This is a genomic window from Carbonatibacter coralli (assembly GCF_039592655.1).
Taxonomy (GTDB): Bacteria; Pseudomonadota; Alphaproteobacteria; order Kiloniellales; family Kiloniellaceae; genus Carbonatibacter; species Carbonatibacter coralli.
Map to the genome: position 1 here is coordinate 13,707 of NZ_JBBUTJ010000009.1, position 18,624 is coordinate 32,330.

The 18,624-nt window shown below is 53.8% G+C and carries 11 protein-coding genes; 4 read left to right on the forward strand and 7 right to left on the reverse strand.

Annotated features, from left to right (window positions below; all coding sequences use genetic code 11):
- Positions 1 to 14 precede the first annotated feature (14 nt).
- Together AAAH10_RS15095 and AAAH10_RS15100 are read right to left on the reverse strand one after the other, a co-directional pair.
- A complete protein-coding gene (locus AAAH10_RS15095) occupies positions 15 to 1,649 on the reverse strand; it encodes a (2,3-dihydroxybenzoyl)adenylate synthase (protein ID WP_343565069.1) in 1,635 nt (544 codons plus the stop codon).
- Between the two features lie 16 nt (positions 1,650 to 1,665).
- Positions 1,666 to 2,853 (reverse strand): isochorismate synthase, encoded by a 1,188-nt coding sequence (locus tag AAAH10_RS15100; RefSeq protein ID WP_343565070.1) that lies wholly within the window; start codon positions 2,851 to 2,853, stop codon positions 1,666 to 1,668.
- A gap of 98 nt (positions 2,854 to 2,951) precedes the next feature.
- On the opposite strand from AAAH10_RS15100, the gene AAAH10_RS15105 reads away from it, so the two are divergent.
- From AAAH10_RS15105 to AAAH10_RS15115, 3 genes are read left to right on the forward strand one after another with little or no spacing between them, the layout of a single operon-like run.
- Positions 2,952 to 4,544, forward strand: a complete 1,593-nt coding sequence (locus tag AAAH10_RS15105; protein ID WP_343565152.1) for a condensation domain-containing protein — start codon at positions 2,952 to 2,954, stop codon at positions 4,542 to 4,544.
- Between the two features lie 25 nt (positions 4,545 to 4,569).
- Positions 4,570 to 7,704: a non-ribosomal peptide synthetase gene (locus tag AAAH10_RS15110; protein ID WP_343565072.1), complete on the forward strand. Its 3,135-nt coding sequence runs from the start codon at positions 4,570 to 4,572 to the stop codon at positions 7,702 to 7,704.
- A gap of 21 nt (positions 7,705 to 7,725) precedes the next feature.
- Positions 7,726 to 9,075: a condensation domain-containing protein gene (locus tag AAAH10_RS15115; protein ID WP_343565074.1), complete on the forward strand. Its 1,350-nt coding sequence runs from the start codon at positions 7,726 to 7,728 to the stop codon at positions 9,073 to 9,075.
- Positions 9,076 to 9,142: 67 nt separating this feature from the next.
- Here AAAH10_RS15115 and AAAH10_RS15120 read toward each other — a convergent pair whose 3' ends face one another.
- Complete coding sequence (locus tag AAAH10_RS15120) at positions 9,143 to 12,052, reverse strand: condensation domain-containing protein (RefSeq protein ID WP_343565076.1); 2,910 nt, start codon at positions 12,050 to 12,052, stop codon at positions 9,143 to 9,145.
- Between the two features lie 427 nt (positions 12,053 to 12,479).
- Between AAAH10_RS15120 and AAAH10_RS15125 the strand changes: the two genes are divergently transcribed.
- On the forward strand, positions 12,480 to 14,603 hold the full coding sequence (locus AAAH10_RS15125; RefSeq protein ID WP_343565079.1) for a TonB-dependent receptor: 2,124 nt from the start codon (positions 12,480 to 12,482) through the stop codon (positions 14,601 to 14,603).
- 97 nt (positions 14,604 to 14,700) lie between these two features.
- On the opposite strand, the gene AAAH10_RS15130 is transcribed toward AAAH10_RS15125, so the two are convergent.
- The 4 genes from AAAH10_RS15130 to AAAH10_RS15145 are packed head-to-tail and all read right to left on the reverse strand — an operon-like array spanning position 14,701 to position 18,603.
- Positions 14,701 to 15,663 (reverse strand): ABC transporter substrate-binding protein, encoded by a 963-nt coding sequence (locus AAAH10_RS15130; RefSeq protein ID WP_343565082.1) that lies wholly within the window; start codon positions 15,661 to 15,663, stop codon positions 14,701 to 14,703.
- A 14-nt stretch (positions 15,664 to 15,677) separates the two neighbouring features.
- A complete protein-coding gene (locus tag AAAH10_RS15135; protein ID WP_343565084.1) occupies positions 15,678 to 16,757 on the reverse strand; it encodes a FecCD family ABC transporter permease in 1,080 nt (359 codons plus the stop codon).
- A complete protein-coding gene (locus AAAH10_RS15140; RefSeq protein ID WP_343565086.1) occupies positions 16,754 to 17,818 on the reverse strand; it encodes a FecCD family ABC transporter permease in 1,065 nt (354 codons plus the stop codon). The genes AAAH10_RS15135 and AAAH10_RS15140 overlap by 4 nt, the downstream gene beginning before the upstream one ends.
- The gene (locus AAAH10_RS15145; RefSeq protein WP_343565088.1) at positions 17,815 to 18,603 is read right to left on the reverse strand and encodes an ABC transporter ATP-binding protein; all 789 of its coding nucleotides are present in this window, start codon (positions 18,601 to 18,603) and stop codon (positions 17,815 to 17,817) included. The genes AAAH10_RS15140 and AAAH10_RS15145 overlap by 4 nt, the downstream gene beginning before the upstream one ends.
- Positions 18,604 to 18,624: the final 21 nt, after the last annotated feature.

An 18,624-nucleotide genomic window follows, 5' to 3' on the forward strand; every position in this document is an offset into this window, starting at 1 on the left:
TTTTGTCTCGTTTTCTATGCTGTGAGGGCTGTGGGATGAGCCTTGGCTGCGAGCTGGTTGCGCAAGGCTTTCTTGTCAATCTTGCCGACGGCTGTCAGCGGCATCTGATCAATAAAGAGAATGCGGTCCGGAAGCTTGTACTGGGCAATCCCGAGATCCATGAGATGGCGTTTCAGGGCAATGGCTTTCAGATCGGAGTGGTCCGGGACAATGAAAGCGCAGCTTTTCTCGCCTAGACGCTCATCTGCGATGGCAACAAGAGCGGCTTCCCTGACACTCTCGTGGCGGAGCAGAAGGTTTTCGACCTCTTCCGAGGCAACCTTCTCGCCACCGCGGTTGATCTGATCCTTGATGCGTCCGACAACGCGCAGGTTGCCTTCTGCTGTTTTCATTACCAGATCGCCGGAGTGGTAAAACCCGTCCTGATCAAAGGCTTTCGCATTCTGTTCCGGACTCAGGAAATACCCCCTGAAAGTGTAGGGTCCCCGGGTTGCCAGAGCGCCGGCCTGACCATCGGGAACTTCTGTGCCGTCTTCATCAAGGATCCGGATTTCGTCGTCGGGGCTGATTGGTCGGCCCTGCGAGGTCAGGATCTGCTCTTCGGGATCGTCGGGTCTGGTGTAGTTCACCAGACCTTCAGCCATGCCGAAGACCTGCTGTAGCTGGCAGCCGAGCTTTGTCTTCACGGATCGGGCAAGAGTTTCGGCAAAGCTGGCACCGCCAACCTGTAACAGTTCAAGCGAAGCAAGCGAGGTCGAATCCTTCTCAGCATGCTCAAGCCAAAGCTGAACTGCCGAAGGCACCAGCGCTGCCATTGTCACCTGATGCTTTCTGATCTGTTCAAAGCAGATCAGAGGCTCCGGGCTGGAGGTCATCACGACTGAACCGCCTGCATGGAAAACGCCCAGAGCACCTGGCGAGCTGAGCGGGAAATTGTGTCCGGCCGGAAGGGCACAGAGAAAACGGGTTTCAGGCGTCACCTTGCAGATTTCCGCACTGGCTCTGATGCTGTAGTCGTAATCGTTGTGAGTGCGCGGGATCAGCTTCGGTGTACCGGTGCTTCCGCCGGAAAGCTGGAAAAAGGCAACAGCATCAGCAGGCGAGGGCGAAGGTTTGAAGGACGGAGAGCCCTCTTTCGCGAGGACGGCGGTCAGGTTTTTCTCTCCGTTTTCCTCGCCTGCCAGCAGTACAGTTTGCAGGTTGGGCTGTTCGGACTGTAACTGGCTGATAAAGTGATCATTGGCGAAAAGCTCGTGCTGTCTTGAAGCAATCAGCAGCTTTGGCTTGATCTGATCAGCGTAGGAGGAAAGTTCAAGTGCACGGTGACTGAACAGAGCGTTGACCGGTGCCACTCCGGCTTTGAGCAGGCCGAAGAAAACCACATGGAACCCTGCAGTGTTCGGGAGCTGAACGAGGGCGGTGTCGCCTTCTCCCAGACCCTTGTCCTGCAGGAAGGACGCAAGATTTCCGGCCTGCTTGTCGAGTTCTGAATAGCTGAGAGTTCTGTCACCGCAGATCAGCGCGGTCGCATCAGGCCGCTCCCGAACCTGCTCGTCCAGGATGCGGGTGAGGGGTTGATCGATCCAGTAGCCTTTCTGACGGTAAAGATCCGAAAGCTGCTCCGGCCAGGGGGTGTAGGGGATTTTCATAGTCTGATCCTGTCGCCTAGGCCCCGAGACCGCATGCATTGAGCATGGTGCTCATTTTGGTCTGGATCTCGTTCCATTCAGAGTCAGGCTGGGATGCTTCAACAATGCCTGCACCTGCAAAGACCCGGATGACATCGTTGTGGACAATACCGCTGCGGATGGTAATCACCCACTCTCCGTTCCCCTGCAGATCGCTCCAGCCGACAATGCCTGTGAAGAGGCCGCGTTCAAAGGGTTCCACAAAACGGATCAGTCTGTGAGCCAGCTCGGTCGGGAAACCGCAGATGGCAGGTGTCGGGTGAAGAAGACAGGCAACCTGAAGCGCTGTCATGGACGGATCTTTCAGCTCGGCTTCAATAACGGTGGAGAGATGCCAGAGCGCGGATGTGCTCAGAAGGGAGGGACTGTCCGGAACAGAGAGTTCGGCACAATGAGGTTCCAGAACCCGTTTCATTTCCCGAATGACAACGCTGTGTTCGTACTGGTCCTTTTCCGAACCAAGAAGCTTTTCGGCGACGGCATGATCCTGCTCGGGATCAGCCTGGCGTTTGGCGGAACCGGCGAGCGGATTACAGGTGATGTGACCGCCCGTCTTGCGCACCAGAAGCTCGGGGCTGACGCCGATCAGCTTGCTGCCATCCGACAGCGGAATACGGAACTGATAACCGTCCTTGTTTTGTGCTCTCAGACTGGCAAGCAGCTGTTCCACATCGACAGTTTCTGCAAACTGGAGTTCGCGGGTTGCGGAGAGGACAGCCTTGTCCACATCGCTGTGCTGCAGGTTCATCACAGCCTGTTTTACAGCTCTTTTGAAGCCTGCCTCATCCGGAATGCTTTTGTCTGCCAGCAAAGTCGGAGACTTTTGAAGGGAGGCTTGAGCAGAGTTTTCGCTGCGGTCCACCCATTCGAACTGTTCCGGGATGTAAAGGCAGGAGGGCTCACTGGTGTCGAAGGGGATGGCTCCGACAATAATCTGGTTTTGCTGACCGTTTTTGCTGGCTTCGCTCAGAGCTGCGTTAACAGCAATCTGGAACGGGCTGGCACCGTTTGCGCCTCCGTTGGCCGGGACCTGTATCCGGGTGTGATGTCCGGACGTGCGGAGTTCACGATTGCCGGACGAGAACAGGATTTCCTGCGGGTTCGAGTTAACATCACTTGAGCAGTCTGATTGCGAGTTCTGCGTCATAAAAGTGCCGTTCGTCATTATATTTTCCTGTCGGACTGGTTGACGTATGAGCGAAATTAATTATAAAAATCATCAATTGTCAATTGCTGAGAATGATTCTTATTAACATGAATGAAATGCAAGCAGCTTACTGGTCAGGACGACTCCACAAAGGGCATTTGGGGAATGTCTCTGCTCATCTGTATGTAGAGTTCTCCGGTTATAATATTGATATTTCAAGATTAAACTCTGCGTTGATCAGGATTTTCGAACATCATGACATGCTGCGTCTCAGAATTTCTGCCTCGGGAGAGGAAAAGTTCTGTGACAAAAAAATGCCAAATTTGCTTGAATCAGAGGATCTGTCAAAAAAAGATAATTTTTCTATCAAAAAGAGCATTTTGTCGCAGCGGGAAAACTGGACCAACAGGATCATGAATCTCGCGGAACATGGGCCCTTGGCAATGGGGATCACGCTTCTTCCTGACGGAGAGTTCCGCCTGCATGTTGATACGGACATGATTGCGATTGATCCGCCAAGTTTTGTCCTGTTGATGGAAGAACTGGCCCGAGTCTATGAACAACCAGAAGCAGTGCTGCCGGAGAAACAGAGCGATTACCTGCTCTGGCAGAGCACCCGTCAGCAGGATCAGCAACTGCTGGAACAGAAGCGTCGTGACAGGAACTGGTGGCAGAACAGGCTCCCTGCTGTTCTGCCGGAACCGTCGCTGCCCTATCTGGAGCAGAGTGGCACAAATCCTGTCCGGAGCCTGAGACTTCACGAAGGCTTGTCAAGGGAGCAAAGAGCAGGTCTGGAGCAGATTGCCCGTCAGTGCAGGGTTACGCTTTCCACCCTGATGCTGGGGGCCTTCGCGCTGGTTTTGGGGCGTCACCTGAAGGAACAGAGGTTCCGTCTGAATGTTCCCATGTTCTGGCGCAGTCCGCATGTCCCTGATGTCGACAGGCTGATTGGCGAATTTGCCAATGTCCTCATCGCCAATATTGATGTGTCCCGCGATATGTCTCTGAGGGAGTTTGTGCAGGATCTCGGGCAGCAGATGATCGACTTGCTGGACCACTCATCCTATCCCGGCGTGAACGTGATGCGCGATCTGTCGCGTCACAAGGGGGAAATGCAGTTTGCGCCGGTGGTCTTTACAGCGGGTGTCGATGTGCCCGGCAAGACGCTTTTCTCTGAGCGGGTAAAGCGCGTCTTTGGAGAAATGTCCTGGGCAATTTCGCAGGGACCCCAGGTTGCTCTTGATGCCCAGGTTGCAGCAGTTGACGACGGTATTCTTGTGAACTGGGATATCCGGCTGGATGCCTTGCCCGAAGACTGGATCAGGCGTGTTTTTGATGATTACGTCGACTGTTTGCGCAAGCTTGCAGTGAATGATGACCTCCTGGGGTTGTCTTTGACGGAACTGACGGGCAGCAGTGACCATGACAGCTCAACACTCGACATGGTGCTGGTTCTGCTGAAACGTTTGACGGGACAGCAGGATATCGAAAAAAGCCAGGCTTTTGCTGAGAACGGGTTAAATGCTGCTCAGCTGGAACAGCTGCGGCTGTTTCTCAACAACACTTTCAGGTCGCTCGATTTGAAGCCCGGAGACTTTCAGAACAACAACACACCCTTGCTGCTGGCAAGGCGGATCGAAAAGCAGACTGAAGGGCATTCGGAAACAATAGCCCGGGTCTTCCTTGAAACTCTGGTTGCAGCCTCATAACCCTTGAAAAGACAGAGATTGAAACATGGAACAGGCACTGAATTCCCTGCAAAAGGCCTATCTGGTCGGGCGAAGCACGCATCTGCCGCTTGGGGGAGTGGCAATGCAGGATTTTCGCGAGTACCGCGGCAGACTGGATTGTGAGCTTTTCAGGCAGCGATTGTCTGCCCTTGTCGAAAAACACAGCTCCCTGAGAACCTGTATCGACGAGGTGCGTCTGGTTCAGAGCATAAGGGAGGATGTTGTTCTCAACCTTGAAATCGTTGATTTGACGCAGGACAGCCATGAGCAGGCCCTGTGCAGGATCGAGCAGACAAAAGAGGACTATGCGCACAGACTGTTTGATCTGTCTGCAGGCTCTCCCTGGAAGGTAACCCTTTGGAAACTGCCCGAAGGAAGTGAACAGGAGGACACTGTTGTCGTCTTTGTTCTTTTTGATGCCTTGCTGCTGGACGGGTTTTCCATTTCGCAGATGATGAAGGAACTCTTTTCAGACGGGGACATTGCTGTGGCTGGAAACCGGCCGGAACCTGTTGAATTTTCGGCACAAACCAAAGCATCTGATTCTGATGAAGCATACTGGCGGGAAAAGCTTGAAGCCGTCACCGCTGCACCAAAACTTCCCTGGACGCAATCACTGGAAACGGTCCGGTCCTCGCGCTATCAGCGCTCAACGCTGTGCGTGAGCCGGGAAAGGTTCCGGGCGCTTGGGAAACTCGGGGCGCGGCAGGGCCTCTTCAGGAACACGGTGCTGATGTCGCTGGTTCTGGAGGTTCTTTCCACCTGGCTGTCCGAAGGCAGTCTTTGTGTTGGAGTTCCTGTGGCGCCGGGAAATGCCGAACAGCTTGGCAACCGTTCCGGCTTTATTGCTGTGGACTGGAATAGCGCGGAGGGCAGCTTTGCCAGTCGTGCGCAGAGCTTGCAACAGGATATCCATTCAGGGTTGGAACATCTGTCTTTCTCCGGCATTGAGATCAACAGACTGCTGATGAAAGACAGCAGCGAAGGGCCTGCCCTTCCGGTGGTTCTGACCAATGCGCTCAACTGGCCGATGCTCGATCAGGACAGTCCGGTTTCATTTCACTCCGGTTTGACGCAAACCCCTCAGACAGCCATGGATATCAGGCTTTCTCTCAATGCCGATGGTGATCTGCTGATCGATATTGACTTTGCAAGGGAGGCACTGGAAGCCGGGGTCGTGGATGATATTCTGCGAACGCTGGATGAGGTTGTGACAAACCTTGATCAGCCTGAGGATCTTCTGTCCCTGAATGCAAGTGATTATGTCGATCTGAGCCATTACCGTTTCAATCAGACCGGAGAGGATTACCGCCCCGGTGATTACCTGGGCAGTCTGGCAGACAACCTCTTTTGCGGAGTGTTTGAGCAGAGTGCCCTGATCTGTGGCGGCGAGAAAACCAGCTACTCCGAACTTGGGCAGAAGGTGGCATCCATCCTTGCTGCCTTTGAGCAGAGAGAGCTGGGACGGGGGGATGTGGTTGCCATTTGTCTTCCGCGCAGTCCCGAACATATTGCCGTGACGCTGGCCTGTGCCCTTGCAGGTTTGATCTGGGTGCCTGTCGACGCTGCTTCTCCGGATGACCGTTTGGAGTATCTGCTGGAAAACTGCTGCCCTTCGCTGGTTGTTTCAACTGGCAGGGCCAGCGGGAGAACAGACTGTCCGATCGCATCACCGGACGAGCTGTTGTCTGCACCGGCACCGGATGACCCCAGAGCGCTGCTGCCTGACCTGCAGGAGCTGTCCCGCAGTATGGACCCGGCTTACTATCTCTACACCTCCGGTACGACCGGAAAGCCGAAATGTGTTGTCCTGAACAACAGGGCCACTGACAATGTGGTCGGACAGACAATCGAAAACTGGCAGATTACAGAGCAGGATGTCTTTATTTCTGTAACGCCGCTGCATCACGATATGTCTGTCTTTGATGTCTTTGGCAGTCTGGTCGCCGGAGCATCACTGGTGTTGCCTGAACCGGGAAGCGAGAAGGATGCCATTCGCTGGAACCAGCTGGTCGCTGAACACGGGGTAACCATCTGGTGCTCTGTTCCTGCCATTCTGGAAATGCTTATGGCCTGCCTCAGGTCGGAAACAGTCAGATCGTTGCGGCTGGTGGCGCAGGGAGGTGACTATATCAAACCTTCTGTCATTCAGCGTCTGCACAAACTCTGCCCCAAAATGCGCCTGATTTCGCTGGGAGGACCAACCGAGACGACAATCTGGAGCATCTGGCATGAAATCATGCCGGAGGACATGGAACTGGTTCCCTATGGCAGGGCCCTGCCGGCCAATGGTTATTACCTTCTGAACGAAAAGGGAGGGCATTGCCCCGCGGGTGTCAGGGGGCGCATCCATACTGTCGGTGCCAATGTCGCTCTTGGTTATCTGGAAGAGGGAAAGCTGGTTCAAAAGGATTTTGTCTCAGTATCCGGAGACAAGGGGCAGCCTGTGAGAGCTTTCAGAACTGGTGATCTGGGGTGCTTCAGGCGTGACGGCACTCTTTTGTTCGCCGGTCGGGTCAACAATTACATCAAGGTTCGCGGGGTGCGCGTGTCCTTGCCGGATATTGAAAACGAACTGCTGAAATCTCCGGAAATAAAGCAGGTTCTTGTGGTGGATTATGGTTCTGTTTCCGGTGGAGACAGTGTGCTCGGGGCCTTGTGCGTCTGCGACGACAGTGACGGTGTTGCGTCCGCGGTGCTTCGGGATTTTGCCAGAAGCTGTTTGCCTGAGTCCCATGTGCCCAGCCGTTTCCTCTGTGTCCGGGAACTTCCGCTTTCTGCCAATGGCAAGCCTGACAGGAAACAGGCTGCACAGCTTTTGTGTGAGCAGCCCCGACAGGCGACACCACAGGAGCGAGAGGACGATGCTGAAGCTGCTGTAGAGGACTGTCTGGGCAGCAGGCAGGAACAGTTGCTGTCAATTTGTCTGAAGGTGACAGGAAAACCCCTTGTCGGGATAGTTTCTCCTGAAACAAATCTGGTTGAGCTGGGGCTTTTGCCCACGCATTTCAAAAGTCTCTGCGCCAGGCTGGAACAGGAGATGGGCATCACGGTGAAACCCGTACAGCTTTTGAAATGCCGCAATCTTTCCGAACTTGAAAATCTGGTTTTGATGCAATCCGCAAAAGCTGTTGCTTGAGCTTTTGGGAGGAGATGAAAAATGTCTATGTCCGATACGAATGAAGAGTGGATGCCGCTGACACTGCCTCAGCTGGATTTCTGGGAGGAGTTTACCTTCCATCCCGACCTGCCGGTTTCGACAGTCGCTCACTGTCTGGAGATCAGGGGAGAGGTCCGGGAGGAGGCTCTGATCAGAGCCATTGAGCAGACCGTCAGCGAAGCGGATGTTCTGGCTCTCAGGTTCCGGGAGCAGGACAATCCCAAAGGCCTGTTCCAGCGTTATGAGGTCCAGGGCAGACCAGAGCTTGAACTGATGGACCTGCGGCAGGAAACAGATCCCATGAAGGCTGCAGAGGATGTGATGGATCACGACATGCAGCAGAACCTGAACCTGCGTGTCCAGTATCTCTCCCGCCTCATTCTGTTGCGCCTGTCCGAGCAGCATTATCTCTTTTATATCCGGGCGCATCACATCGTGATTGACGGCTATGGCTTTGCCCTGATCGAACAGAGGTGCGGGCAGCTCTACAGTCATTTCTGCGGACAGGGTGAAGCGGGGCATCCCTTCAATTCCTTCAGAAGTTTCCTGCAGGAGGAAGAGGCCTACAGAAACAGCCGGCGCTGGGAGAAGGATCGCAGCTACTGGGCAAACTATCTGGACCCGTCCGTTTCCCTGCCTGTTCTGAACAAGGGAGTTGAGGATTACGGGGTCTCGGGGCTGCACGCTCACGGAGCTTTCCCCGACAGTTTCGGAGAAAGACTGCAGAAAATGGCGCAGGAACTGGATACAGGCTGGCCGGATCTGCTGATCCTGCTGTCCGGTCTTTACCTGTCCCGCACACTGAGCCGCGAGGAAGGGGGAGGGGATGCGATCACGCTCTGGCTGCCCTTTATGAGCCGATGGGGCAGCGTGGGGGCTCACATGCCAGCCCTGATGGTCAATATTCTGCCATTCCAGCTGCAGTATAGTCCGCAACAAAGCATCAGGAGTTTCCTTTCGGAAGCGGTTGCGACCCTCAGGGAACAGAGAAAGCACGGTCGCTACAGGATTGAGCAGATTGCAGCGGATCACGGCATGAAAAAAGGCAATCGCTTCTTCTTCACCCCGCTGGTGAACGTTTTGCCGTTTAACTCTTCTGAATTCTTCGGTTGCGAGGTTTCACGCCGGGTGCTGGCCAACGGGTCGGAGGACGGCTTCAATCTGACATTCCGGGGGGAAACCGATGGCAGCGGTCTGGTGTTCTATGTCGATGCCGATCCTGCAATGACCAGGCAGGACAGCTTTGAACGTCATCAGAAGGATCTGCCGTCATTCCTGCTGGAGGCACTCGCTGTTGAGGCTCTGGACAGGACTGTGGGCGAACTCTGGAACGGTTTCTCCCGGGTGTGAAGCTCTCTGCTGGGGATATGAAAAAAGGGCTGCTTTCAGGCAGCCCTTTTTTGCAGGAGATGATGAATTATCTTGTGACTTCGACAAGACTGGCTGTGCTGCCAGAGGAAAAGAGCTCGAACATGTCAGCCATTTTGTCTCTGATCTGCTTGACCCGTTCTTCATTGTAACGGTCTGCACGATAGCTCATCAGAACGCGAATGGAGCGCTCGCCCCTGATGACCTCTTCCATGACTTCAAACTGAAGTCCCAGAAGGGACTCATGCTTGTCAGGGTCGACCTGCCGGAAGTTGATCTCGCTCCTGTCTTCCGCTTCCAGAACCCCGTTGAGTTTGTTCTGGGCATGGATCTGGATAAAGACTTCAAAAAGGTGATCCTTGCCCGGTGCCATCCCGAGAGCTTCTTCGACAAGGTCGATCGGGACATCTGTGTAGGGCATGGAGCCGTTTACAGTGTTCTTGACGGCCTCGATCAGTCCGGGGGCAGTCATGCCTGTCTCAAAGCGGATCCTGTGTGCAACGACAGTGGTGAAATAACCGATGGTGTCAAAGTAGGCCGGGTCTGTTCGCCCTGATGCGGAGGTGCCAACCACCAGGTCTTTCAGTGCCCCCAGACTTTGCAGGGAAGCGGCAATGGCCGCGTAGGTGACATTGAAAAGGGACGCATTGTTTTCCCGTGCACAGTGATAGAGGCCATCAGAGGTTTGTCTGTCGAGTTTGAACTCGATCCAGCCTCCTTCGGGCGAGCTTTCTCCTTCAGCCTTTGCTGTGCTCTGATCCTCGGGGAAGAGATCCAGCTTTTGCGGGGCATCTTTCAGGTCATCCACCCAGTAGGCCAGATGGCTCGGGTCCAGTCCCCTTTCTTTCTGAAGCCGGGCAAAGCCTGTAAAGTCCAGAGGAGCTTGCCCCGAAGTGGTCCAGACAGGCGCTTGTCCGCTGGTTCTGGCTTTGTAGGCTTTGGCAAGTTCGTCCATCATCAGGTTGACGGACCATTCGTCCAGCACAATGTGGTGGAACAGGAAGGAGAGTGTTTGCCGGCCTGTCTCCGTATCTTTCAAAAAGCGCAAACGGATCGGCAGTTCCTTTGAAAGGTCAAAGACATGTCCGGCTTCATCGTGTCTGGTGACGCCCTGGCTTTCCTCGCTGGACCAGAACCATTTGTATTCGTCCAGGGTGTCGATGGCGATGATTTCCTGATGCACCTCTGTCTCTGTCCGGATGAAGAGCGCGCGCAGGCCCGCATGTCTTTCGAGGATATCCCTGAAGGCCAGTCTGAAGACATTTTCATCAACAGGCTGAAGAAAATCCAGAGCAAATGGGATGTTGAAAATCTCGCCAAAGCCAAAAGCGGCATAGGCTTTCCAGAGTGACATCTGGGCGATGGACAGGGGAGCCGTGCCGGAGGATGCCTGTGTGTTTGCTGTGTCCGCTGGCAGCGTTGCGCCTTCTGAGAGTTTGGCCTTTCTGGCAAGCGAGTTGGCTGTCGGATTGCTGAAAAGATCATTGAAATGCAGCTCAATCCCGTGTTTTTCAAGCAGGAAACCAATGATGCGGGTCGCAATCAGGGAGTGACCGCCATAGTCAAAAAAGTCCTCGTCAGCTGTCATTCGGGGGGCAGAAAGCGCGTCCCGGAATTCTGCAAGAATGAGGGCGGCTGTCTTGGCCCTGTCTGGCGTTTCATCAGGGTTTCGGGCTGGGGCAGGCTGCTGTGTCGGGTGTGCGCGCAGGGTTGGAAGGTTTTCACCTCTGCAACCTGTGCCGCTGTTGAGCAGAACATCACAGAAGCTTTCCAGAAGGAAGGCTGACACATGGTCGGAGACTCCCTGTCCCGTTTCCAGTGTGAGCCGGAGCTTTCCATTTTCACAGAAGAGCAGGCTGAGCGTGAGATCATTAAGAGCATTGCCCGGGCTGGAGTGACGTGTTTGCAGCGGGGCCTGCCCGAGTTTTATTTCCGGGTTGCTTTCATGCCATCTGATGGAGACAAAAGGCAGATTGTGGGTTTCACTGTTATCTGCAAGAGCTTCTGTCCTGTGAAGATCCAGAAGCTGATCTGCAGTTGCCTCGATCGTTTGATCCAGATTGAGGAGGTATTCGAAGCAGCGGTTGACATCGTTGCTGTTCAGCTCGCTTTGCAGTTCGAGAACAAGGCTTTTGTGTCCTCCCAGAGTACAAATGAAACGCCCGAAATGAGCGGTGATCTGCGCATAAAGGGAGTTCTCGTCCTCTGCAGAGAGCTGCAGGTTTTCCTGTTGAAGCTCAACATGACTGCAGTTGCTCCGGCCGTTCTGCGTGGCGAAGGCTCCTGTGGAGATGGGGGCATCCTGTCCTGTGTGTCGCTTGATCCAGGGAACAGCAGAAGGAGCACTCAGTCGATTGAGGGGAAGAAGGAAGTCCGGTTTGATCTCCAGTCGGGAGTGGTTGCGTGTGTTGTAAAGCGCTGCCAATGCCTGCATCAGGGAGGCGGCGGAGCCTGCCTGATCCAGAATTCTGTGTTTGATCAGGGCAATCAGTGTTGTTCCTGAAGAGACGAGGACAAGAATTTTGAAGGCCGGATTTTCTGCGAAATGACCGACGGATTGCTGTGCATGCCGGATGATTTCGCTGGCCTGCTCCTCCGTGGTGAAAGGAACAACGTCGATCAGGGATTGATCCGGGGCGCCCGGACTTTTGATGAAATCATCCTCATCGTTCAGGTTGTACAGGGACTGCAGCGACGGGATTTTTTTTAAAAGCGTCTGGGCCGCATTGATCAGCTTGAGCAGGTCGGGCTTTTCCGAAAGAGTCCACAAACCGGTTTGGCTGAGGTCCAGCTCCGGTTCCTGCTGCTGAAGGAGCCAGACAGCCTGTTCGTATTCACCGGGTGTTTCCGGATTGTTGTTGGAAGAAGAAGCCGGCTCGGAATTTTCCAGTTCGGAAAGTCCCTGTTGAAAGCGGGCCATTTCATCGTCTGTCAGTAGCAGGTTCGCTGTTTCGTTCATTCTGTACCCCGATCGAAACTGGCAGGGCTGTTTTGCCCTGGGTTGTTTTATTTGAAAGCTGCACTTGGATTGTATTGGCGAGTTTTTTAACGCGTTTGTAACGTCCTGCCTTGCTCCTTCTGTACTCTTGCAGGAAGAGGGGTTGAAGGGGATGCGACAGGGTCGTAAAAGTTGTTTATATGCAATTGAGAATCGATATCAATATATTTTTTTGTGTTTTTTTTGAAGCAGTTCAAATTTTTCAAAAAACGCAGGAATCCACTCTTTTTATATTTTTATCAGATGTTTGACTCCACAATTGAAGTCTTTTTCATGAGAATTTATTGACATCTTTTTAAGAATGATTTTCATTATCGACAAAACTAAGACGAAACTCTGCAATCAATGGATGAGTTTTGTGCGCGTTACTGTTTTTAGGGGGAAATCCATGATTTCACGGTTTTCACGGTCTTTAATGGCCGGCGTTAGTGTGTTGTCCATTGTCTGCATGACGACTGGATCTGTAGTTGCTCAGGAAGCTGCTGATCAGGCACCTTCCAGTGATGAGGAAAGCGGTGTTCTAACTCTGGAACCTGTGATTATCACAGGGGAAAAGGTTGAACGTGATCTTAAGGATACGGCGTCTTCTGTTTTCGCCTATTCAGCCGATGACATCGAGCGTCAGGTTGAGGACAGCCAGCTTCAGGATATTGTCGGTAACAGTCCGAACATCATTTACACAGGTGAATCCAGTGCACCGATCATTCGTGGTGTTGATACGCAGGGGCCGCTTGAAGGTTCTTTCGCTTTTCTTGGCGGAACCATTCCACGAACAAGAGCAAACATTGATGGACACTATCTGAATTACAACGAAACTGTTTTTGGTTCGTCTTCGATCTGGGATGCTGAGAGCGTTGAAGTCTTTCTGGGACCTCAGACCACGACACAGGGTGCGAACTCCATTGCTGGTGCGATCATTGTAAAGACAAAGGATCCGACCTTTACGCCGGAAATGAAAGGTCAGGTGCAATACGGCAGCAGAAACAGCCGTCGTGCGTCTGTTGCTGTTTCCGGGCCTCTGTCGGATGAGGTTGCTGCCCGTGTCGCGCTTGACTACAGGGGGCGAGATACCTTCATTGATTATACAAACCCGGCATTTGTGCAGGGTCAGACAGATCAGGACATTCGTGATCTGACAGGCCGCGTCAAGCTGCTTTGGGTGCCGGATGCCATGCCGGAACTGGAAACAAAGCTGACGCTTTCTCACATGAGCGCAAATCGTCCGACAATTGAGGCTGCAGATCCTGATTTTGACGATCTGGATATCTTTGCGACCGGAGCGCCGAGCTGGGAAAGTCGTACGACTTCGCTTGTTTCCGATGTTGAATATGACTTTGGGGATGATCTCGTTCTGACAAACCAGTTCCAGCTTTCCAGAGGGCACGTCGAGAGAACTGTGGCGAGTGGTAACGGAGCAGCCAAGCTTGATACTGTTGATGTCTCAAATGAAGTTCGTGTCAATTACGGGAATGAGGCTTCGGAGTTCAGTGGTTTCACCGGGCTGTATCTTTCTAATTTGAGGTCTGATGAATTTTTGTTCCAGAGTGGTGACAACAATTTTGATGACGAAAAGCAAAGCCTGGGAGTTTTCTCAGAACTTTCCTGGCGCCCGGCAGAACGGTGGACGCTGACTGGTGCGTTGCGTTACCAGTATGATCGCGTGAAGCGCGATGGGGATGTGATCCCTGCTTTTGGTTCTGAGTATAACTCGGACCAAAGCTTTGATGAAATTCTGCCAAAGTTCACGGTTGCCTACGATGCTACTGATGATGTTACCATTGGTGGTCTTGTCAGTCGCGGCTATAACCCCGGTGGCGGTACACTCTCTTTTGATAGCCTGACGGCTTATGAATTTGACGAAGAGACTTCGACGAACTTTGAAATTTTTGCCCGGACGAGTTTCCTGAATGATCGTTTGAGAGTGAACTCGAACATCTTCTTCACGCAGTATGACGACTATCAGGTCAGTGTTCCCGAACGAACTGTCGAAGCAACCAGAATTGTGAATGCCGATGAGGCAGAAACATATGGTGCGGAAATCAGTGCCGATTTTCAGGCAATGGAGACCTTGCGTTTGAGAGGTTCCCTTGGATTGCTGCATACGGAAATTACAGGATTTTCTGCTGAGGCCGCTGCCATCGCCGGCAGTGACTTTGAAGGAAACGAGTTCGCCTCTGCTCCGAGTGTGACAGCACGTATTGGCGCTGACTGGAATGTGGTTCCTGACTGGACGCTGAGCGGTGAAGTGGTCCACGTTGGCTCCAACAACTCCAGATCCAACAATGCCGATGAATACAAGGTCGGTTCCTACACGGTTGCCAATGCCCGTGTGCTTTATGATCTGGCAGACAACTTCCAGTTCTTCGGTTATGTGGACAACGTTTTTGATGATCGTTCGCCGATCCAGAAGCGTCATGATCGCAGCAGGTCAGCTGGCCCGGTTCTGGGACCGATTGTTGCCAATGTCGTCAAGCCGAGGGAAATCGGCGTTGGCATGAAAGTGAATTTCTGACAGAAGAAGGCTCTGTGGTGACAAGACCGCAGAGCCTTTTTTCGGGGGGAAGCCCTGCCGTGGTTGTATCCATGGCAGGGCTTTGTTTTTTGGGTCCTTACTGGTTTGTACTGCTGGTCTGAAGCCAGGCCTCGATACTGTCGAGAGTATGGTTTGCACTTGCAATGGTCGGGGTTGTGACCTTGCTGGAGTCCAGATAGACGATCCTGTTTTCCTTTGCGGGTTTCAGGAAATAGTTCCAGCCGGGTGTGATCTGGTCCAGAGCCTCTTTGGCGCCGGTTTTGTGATCTGCTGCCCGGTTCTGAAAGCTGTTCATGACCACGAGCAGATCCGGATCGAGGGTCCCGAAGACTTCTGAACTGATCGGAACGAAGAGAATGGAATCACGCTGAATATCCTGCTCGCCGAGGGAAAGGCGCTGATAGCCCAGATCCTCAATGGCCTGAATGGCGCCGGATATCTGTTCAATGGCATTGATCTGGTCTGTCAGGAAAACGGCCAGATAGGATGGATTGACCTCTGCCTTGTGAAGGGTCTGTGCCAGCTTCCTGACCCTTTCCCTGTAGTTTGCCTGCAGGGTTTCAAACTCCTTTTCCTTCCGGAAAAGCTTGGCGAGCTGCTTCTGGATATTGAAGCCGGATGTCTGCGGGGTTCTGACATGCTTGATGTAAACCGGTGCAATGGGTTCAAGCTGATCCAGCTTGTTGAGATCAAGTTCAGAGGCGAGGATCAGATCCGGTTTCAGGGAGCGAAGCTTTTCCAGACTGATTTGCCCAACTGTTCCGATGCCTTCCGGTTTTCTGATATCGGCATCAAAGATTGTCTCGATAAAATCCACACCGATCAGGCTTTTTCCGCTCGGTGCGCGGCCATAGCTGCCAACCGGAACAATACCCAGTTCGATCAGGGGGATGCCCAGCACCGGTTCGTGCATCACCACGATGCGTTGTGGATCGGCAGGGATTGTTACGCTGCGCCCGGCATCGTCCGTCACGGTGCGTTCATTCGCCCAGGCCATTGTGGATGCCAGCAGCCCGGCGAGGAAAACCAGAACTTTCATTGCCTTGTCCTTGTTCAGTGTTGTGTCTGTCGGTTGATGGCCTGCAGCCTCAGGGCGAGGATAAAGAGAGGAACGCCAATGAGAGTAAGGCTCAGGCCAATGGGAACGGGAATATCGCTTTCGAGGCTCCGGGTGAGAACATCTGCGGAGATGACCAGAAGGCCGCCGACGAGTCCTGAAATGAAAAGGCGCGCTCTGCCTTTGAGAGGGGTCAGAAAAGCAGCAATGTGGGGAGCCAGAATGCCGAGAAAGGTCAGGGGGCCAACGGATGTGACCGCAGCCGTGCTCAGCAATACTGCGAAGCCGAGGATGAGCGGGCGGGTCAGTCTGATGGAAAGCCCCAGGGCCATGGCAGCGTCATTGCCGAGCTCGTAACGTGAAAGGCAGGGGCCGATCAGGAGGATGCCTGCAAAGCTGAAGACAAAGAAGGGCAGGAAGGTCAGGACGTTTTCCGCTGTTGCATTGAACAGGGACCCTGCGAGCCAGTCGGCCAGAGCATAGGAGACTTCCTGGGGAGTATAGAGAATCAGCAGGGAGGTGATGGAGGAGAGAACGGTTTCCAGGGCGATCCCCATCAGCAGGATCGCAAGGCCGTGTGTTCGCGCCCCTCCGCCAACAAGCCAGATCAGAAGTGTGGCGACCAGAAGTCCTCCGATCAGGGCAGAGGACATGATCATGAGTTTCGAGGCGGCTGGAACCAGAACGATCAGCAGCAGGATCATTGTGGTCGCGCCCTGATTGAGGCCGAACAGTCCCGGATCGGCCAGCGGATTTCTGGCGAGGGACTGCATGACGGCTCCTGCGATGGCTATGGACCAGCCAACCATAAAAGCCATGAGCAGTCTGGGGATCCGGATGGTCCAGAGGGCATAGTCCTGTTCTTCATCAAGGACAGAGCCTGACAGGGCTTCCAGCAGTTCCTGAATGGAAATGCGGGTTTGTCCAAGATGAACGGACACAGCAGCGAGCAGACAAATGCAAAGCGTCAGCAGAAGCGCTGTACTCAGGTTCTGTGTTCTGATTTCAGTGCCGTTTTCAAAACGCAGAACCTTTCGGCCATCCAGTGACCGGCCAGGGGTGGGAAGGTATCTCATAGTGCTGCTCTTGCCAGATACACACGTTTTACGATGAAAGCGAAAACCACACCGCCGATCAGATCCATAAAGAGGCCGGTGTGGAGGATATAGGGCTGGAAAAACAGCCGTGCCCCCATGTCGGCGATCAGGCAGACAACCGCACCGACCAGCACACTTGCGGCCAGCAGGGACAGGACATTGTTGCCAACAAAGGGGCGGACCATGTGGGGAACGATCAGGCCTATGAAACCGACAGGACCGCAGATGGCGACTGCCGAACCGGACCCCAGCAGGGTTGCTGCAAGGGCTATCCGGGTGATGCCTTTGACGTTGACACCGGCGGACTGCGCTTTTTCTGTCCCCAGCAGCAGGAGTGTGAGCGGACGGGCCGTCAGGAAGAGCGTCAGAAGGGAAAGCAGCCCGATCCACCAGAAATCTGACAGGCGGTCAATATAGGCGTGGTTGATGTTGCCGGTCACCCAGCCCAGGAACTCGCTGCGTTTCATGGGATTGGACAGCAGGAAGGCATTGGTGATGGCCACAAAGAGCATGGAAACCAGAACTCCCGACAGGATGAGTGACAGGCCTCTGGGATCATTGGAGCGGCCCGCCATTCTGGCGACTGAAAGACAGCAGAAAAAGCCGAAAAAGGCTCCGGCAAGCGCAGCCAGTCCCTGCGCTTCAACACCAAAATCAAAGAGAAAGGCGCCGCCAACAACAAAGAGGGAAGCTCCTGCGTTTGTTCCCAGTGTCGATGTGGACGCAAGAGGATTGCGGGTCAGGGTCTGCAGGATCACTCCGCCACTTGCCATGACAGCACCGACGTAAATAGCAATCAGCGTTCGGGGAAGTCTCTGATAGTGGACGATGATCTGGTTGTAGTTGTCCGTATCAGGGCCGAAGAGCGCCCCGGTTACGTCGTGTATCGGGATGGAGGTCGCACCCAGTGAGAGGTTGCTGATGAAGACGGCACAGAGCGTGACGGTCGCAAGCCCGAAGAAGATCCAGAGCCTGAAGTCTGTCTTTCGCTCCGGTTTCAGGCTGACCCTGTTTTTGTCATGGATGATGGCCGGTTTCATGACAGGACGGTTTCCCCTGCAATTTCACACGGAAGGCAAACCAGTCGCCCATTGTGATTGAAGATGTCTGCATCGAGACCAAAGGTGCTGCGGACATTGTGGTCTGTGATGGTTGTATCCGTTGAACCCTTGGCGATGATCCTGCCGGCGTTCATCATCAGGACCTCATCTGCAAAAGCTGCAGCGAGATTGAGGTCGTGCAGCACAACAATGACGGTTTTTCCGCGTTCCCTGCAGAGTTTTTTCACCAGGTCCAGAACGGCATACTGGTATTTCATGTCGAGGTGATTAACCGGCTCGTCCAGCAGGACCAGATTGGTGTTCTGGGCCAGAACCATCGCGATCCAGGCTCTTTGTCGCTGCCCGCCTGAAAGCTTGTTGACCTGCTGGCTGGCCTGATCAGCCAGTCCGACAGTGGCCAGGGCGTCTGCAAAAAGCTCCCTGTCGCGTTTTGACGGGCCGGAGCCAAAAGCATAACGGGCGTAACCGGCAAGCTCGACCAGTTCGCCCACTGTCATGTAGTCCGGGCACTGGCACTCCTGGGGCAGATAGGCCATTTCCCGGGCCATCTGTTTCCTGCTCAGTTTCCGGATGTTGTGATCGTTCAGAAGAACCTCTCCGGTTTCAAGGGGCAGGAAATCCATCATGGCCTTGAGCAGGGTCGATTTGCCACATCCGTTCGGACCGATCAGGGCTGTCAGTCGTCCTGTTTTGAACTCGGTATCAAGCTCTTGTAAAACAAAGGTTTTGTCATAGCGGACGCTGATGTTTCTAACTTTCAGCACGAAAGTTCAACTCCTATTTGC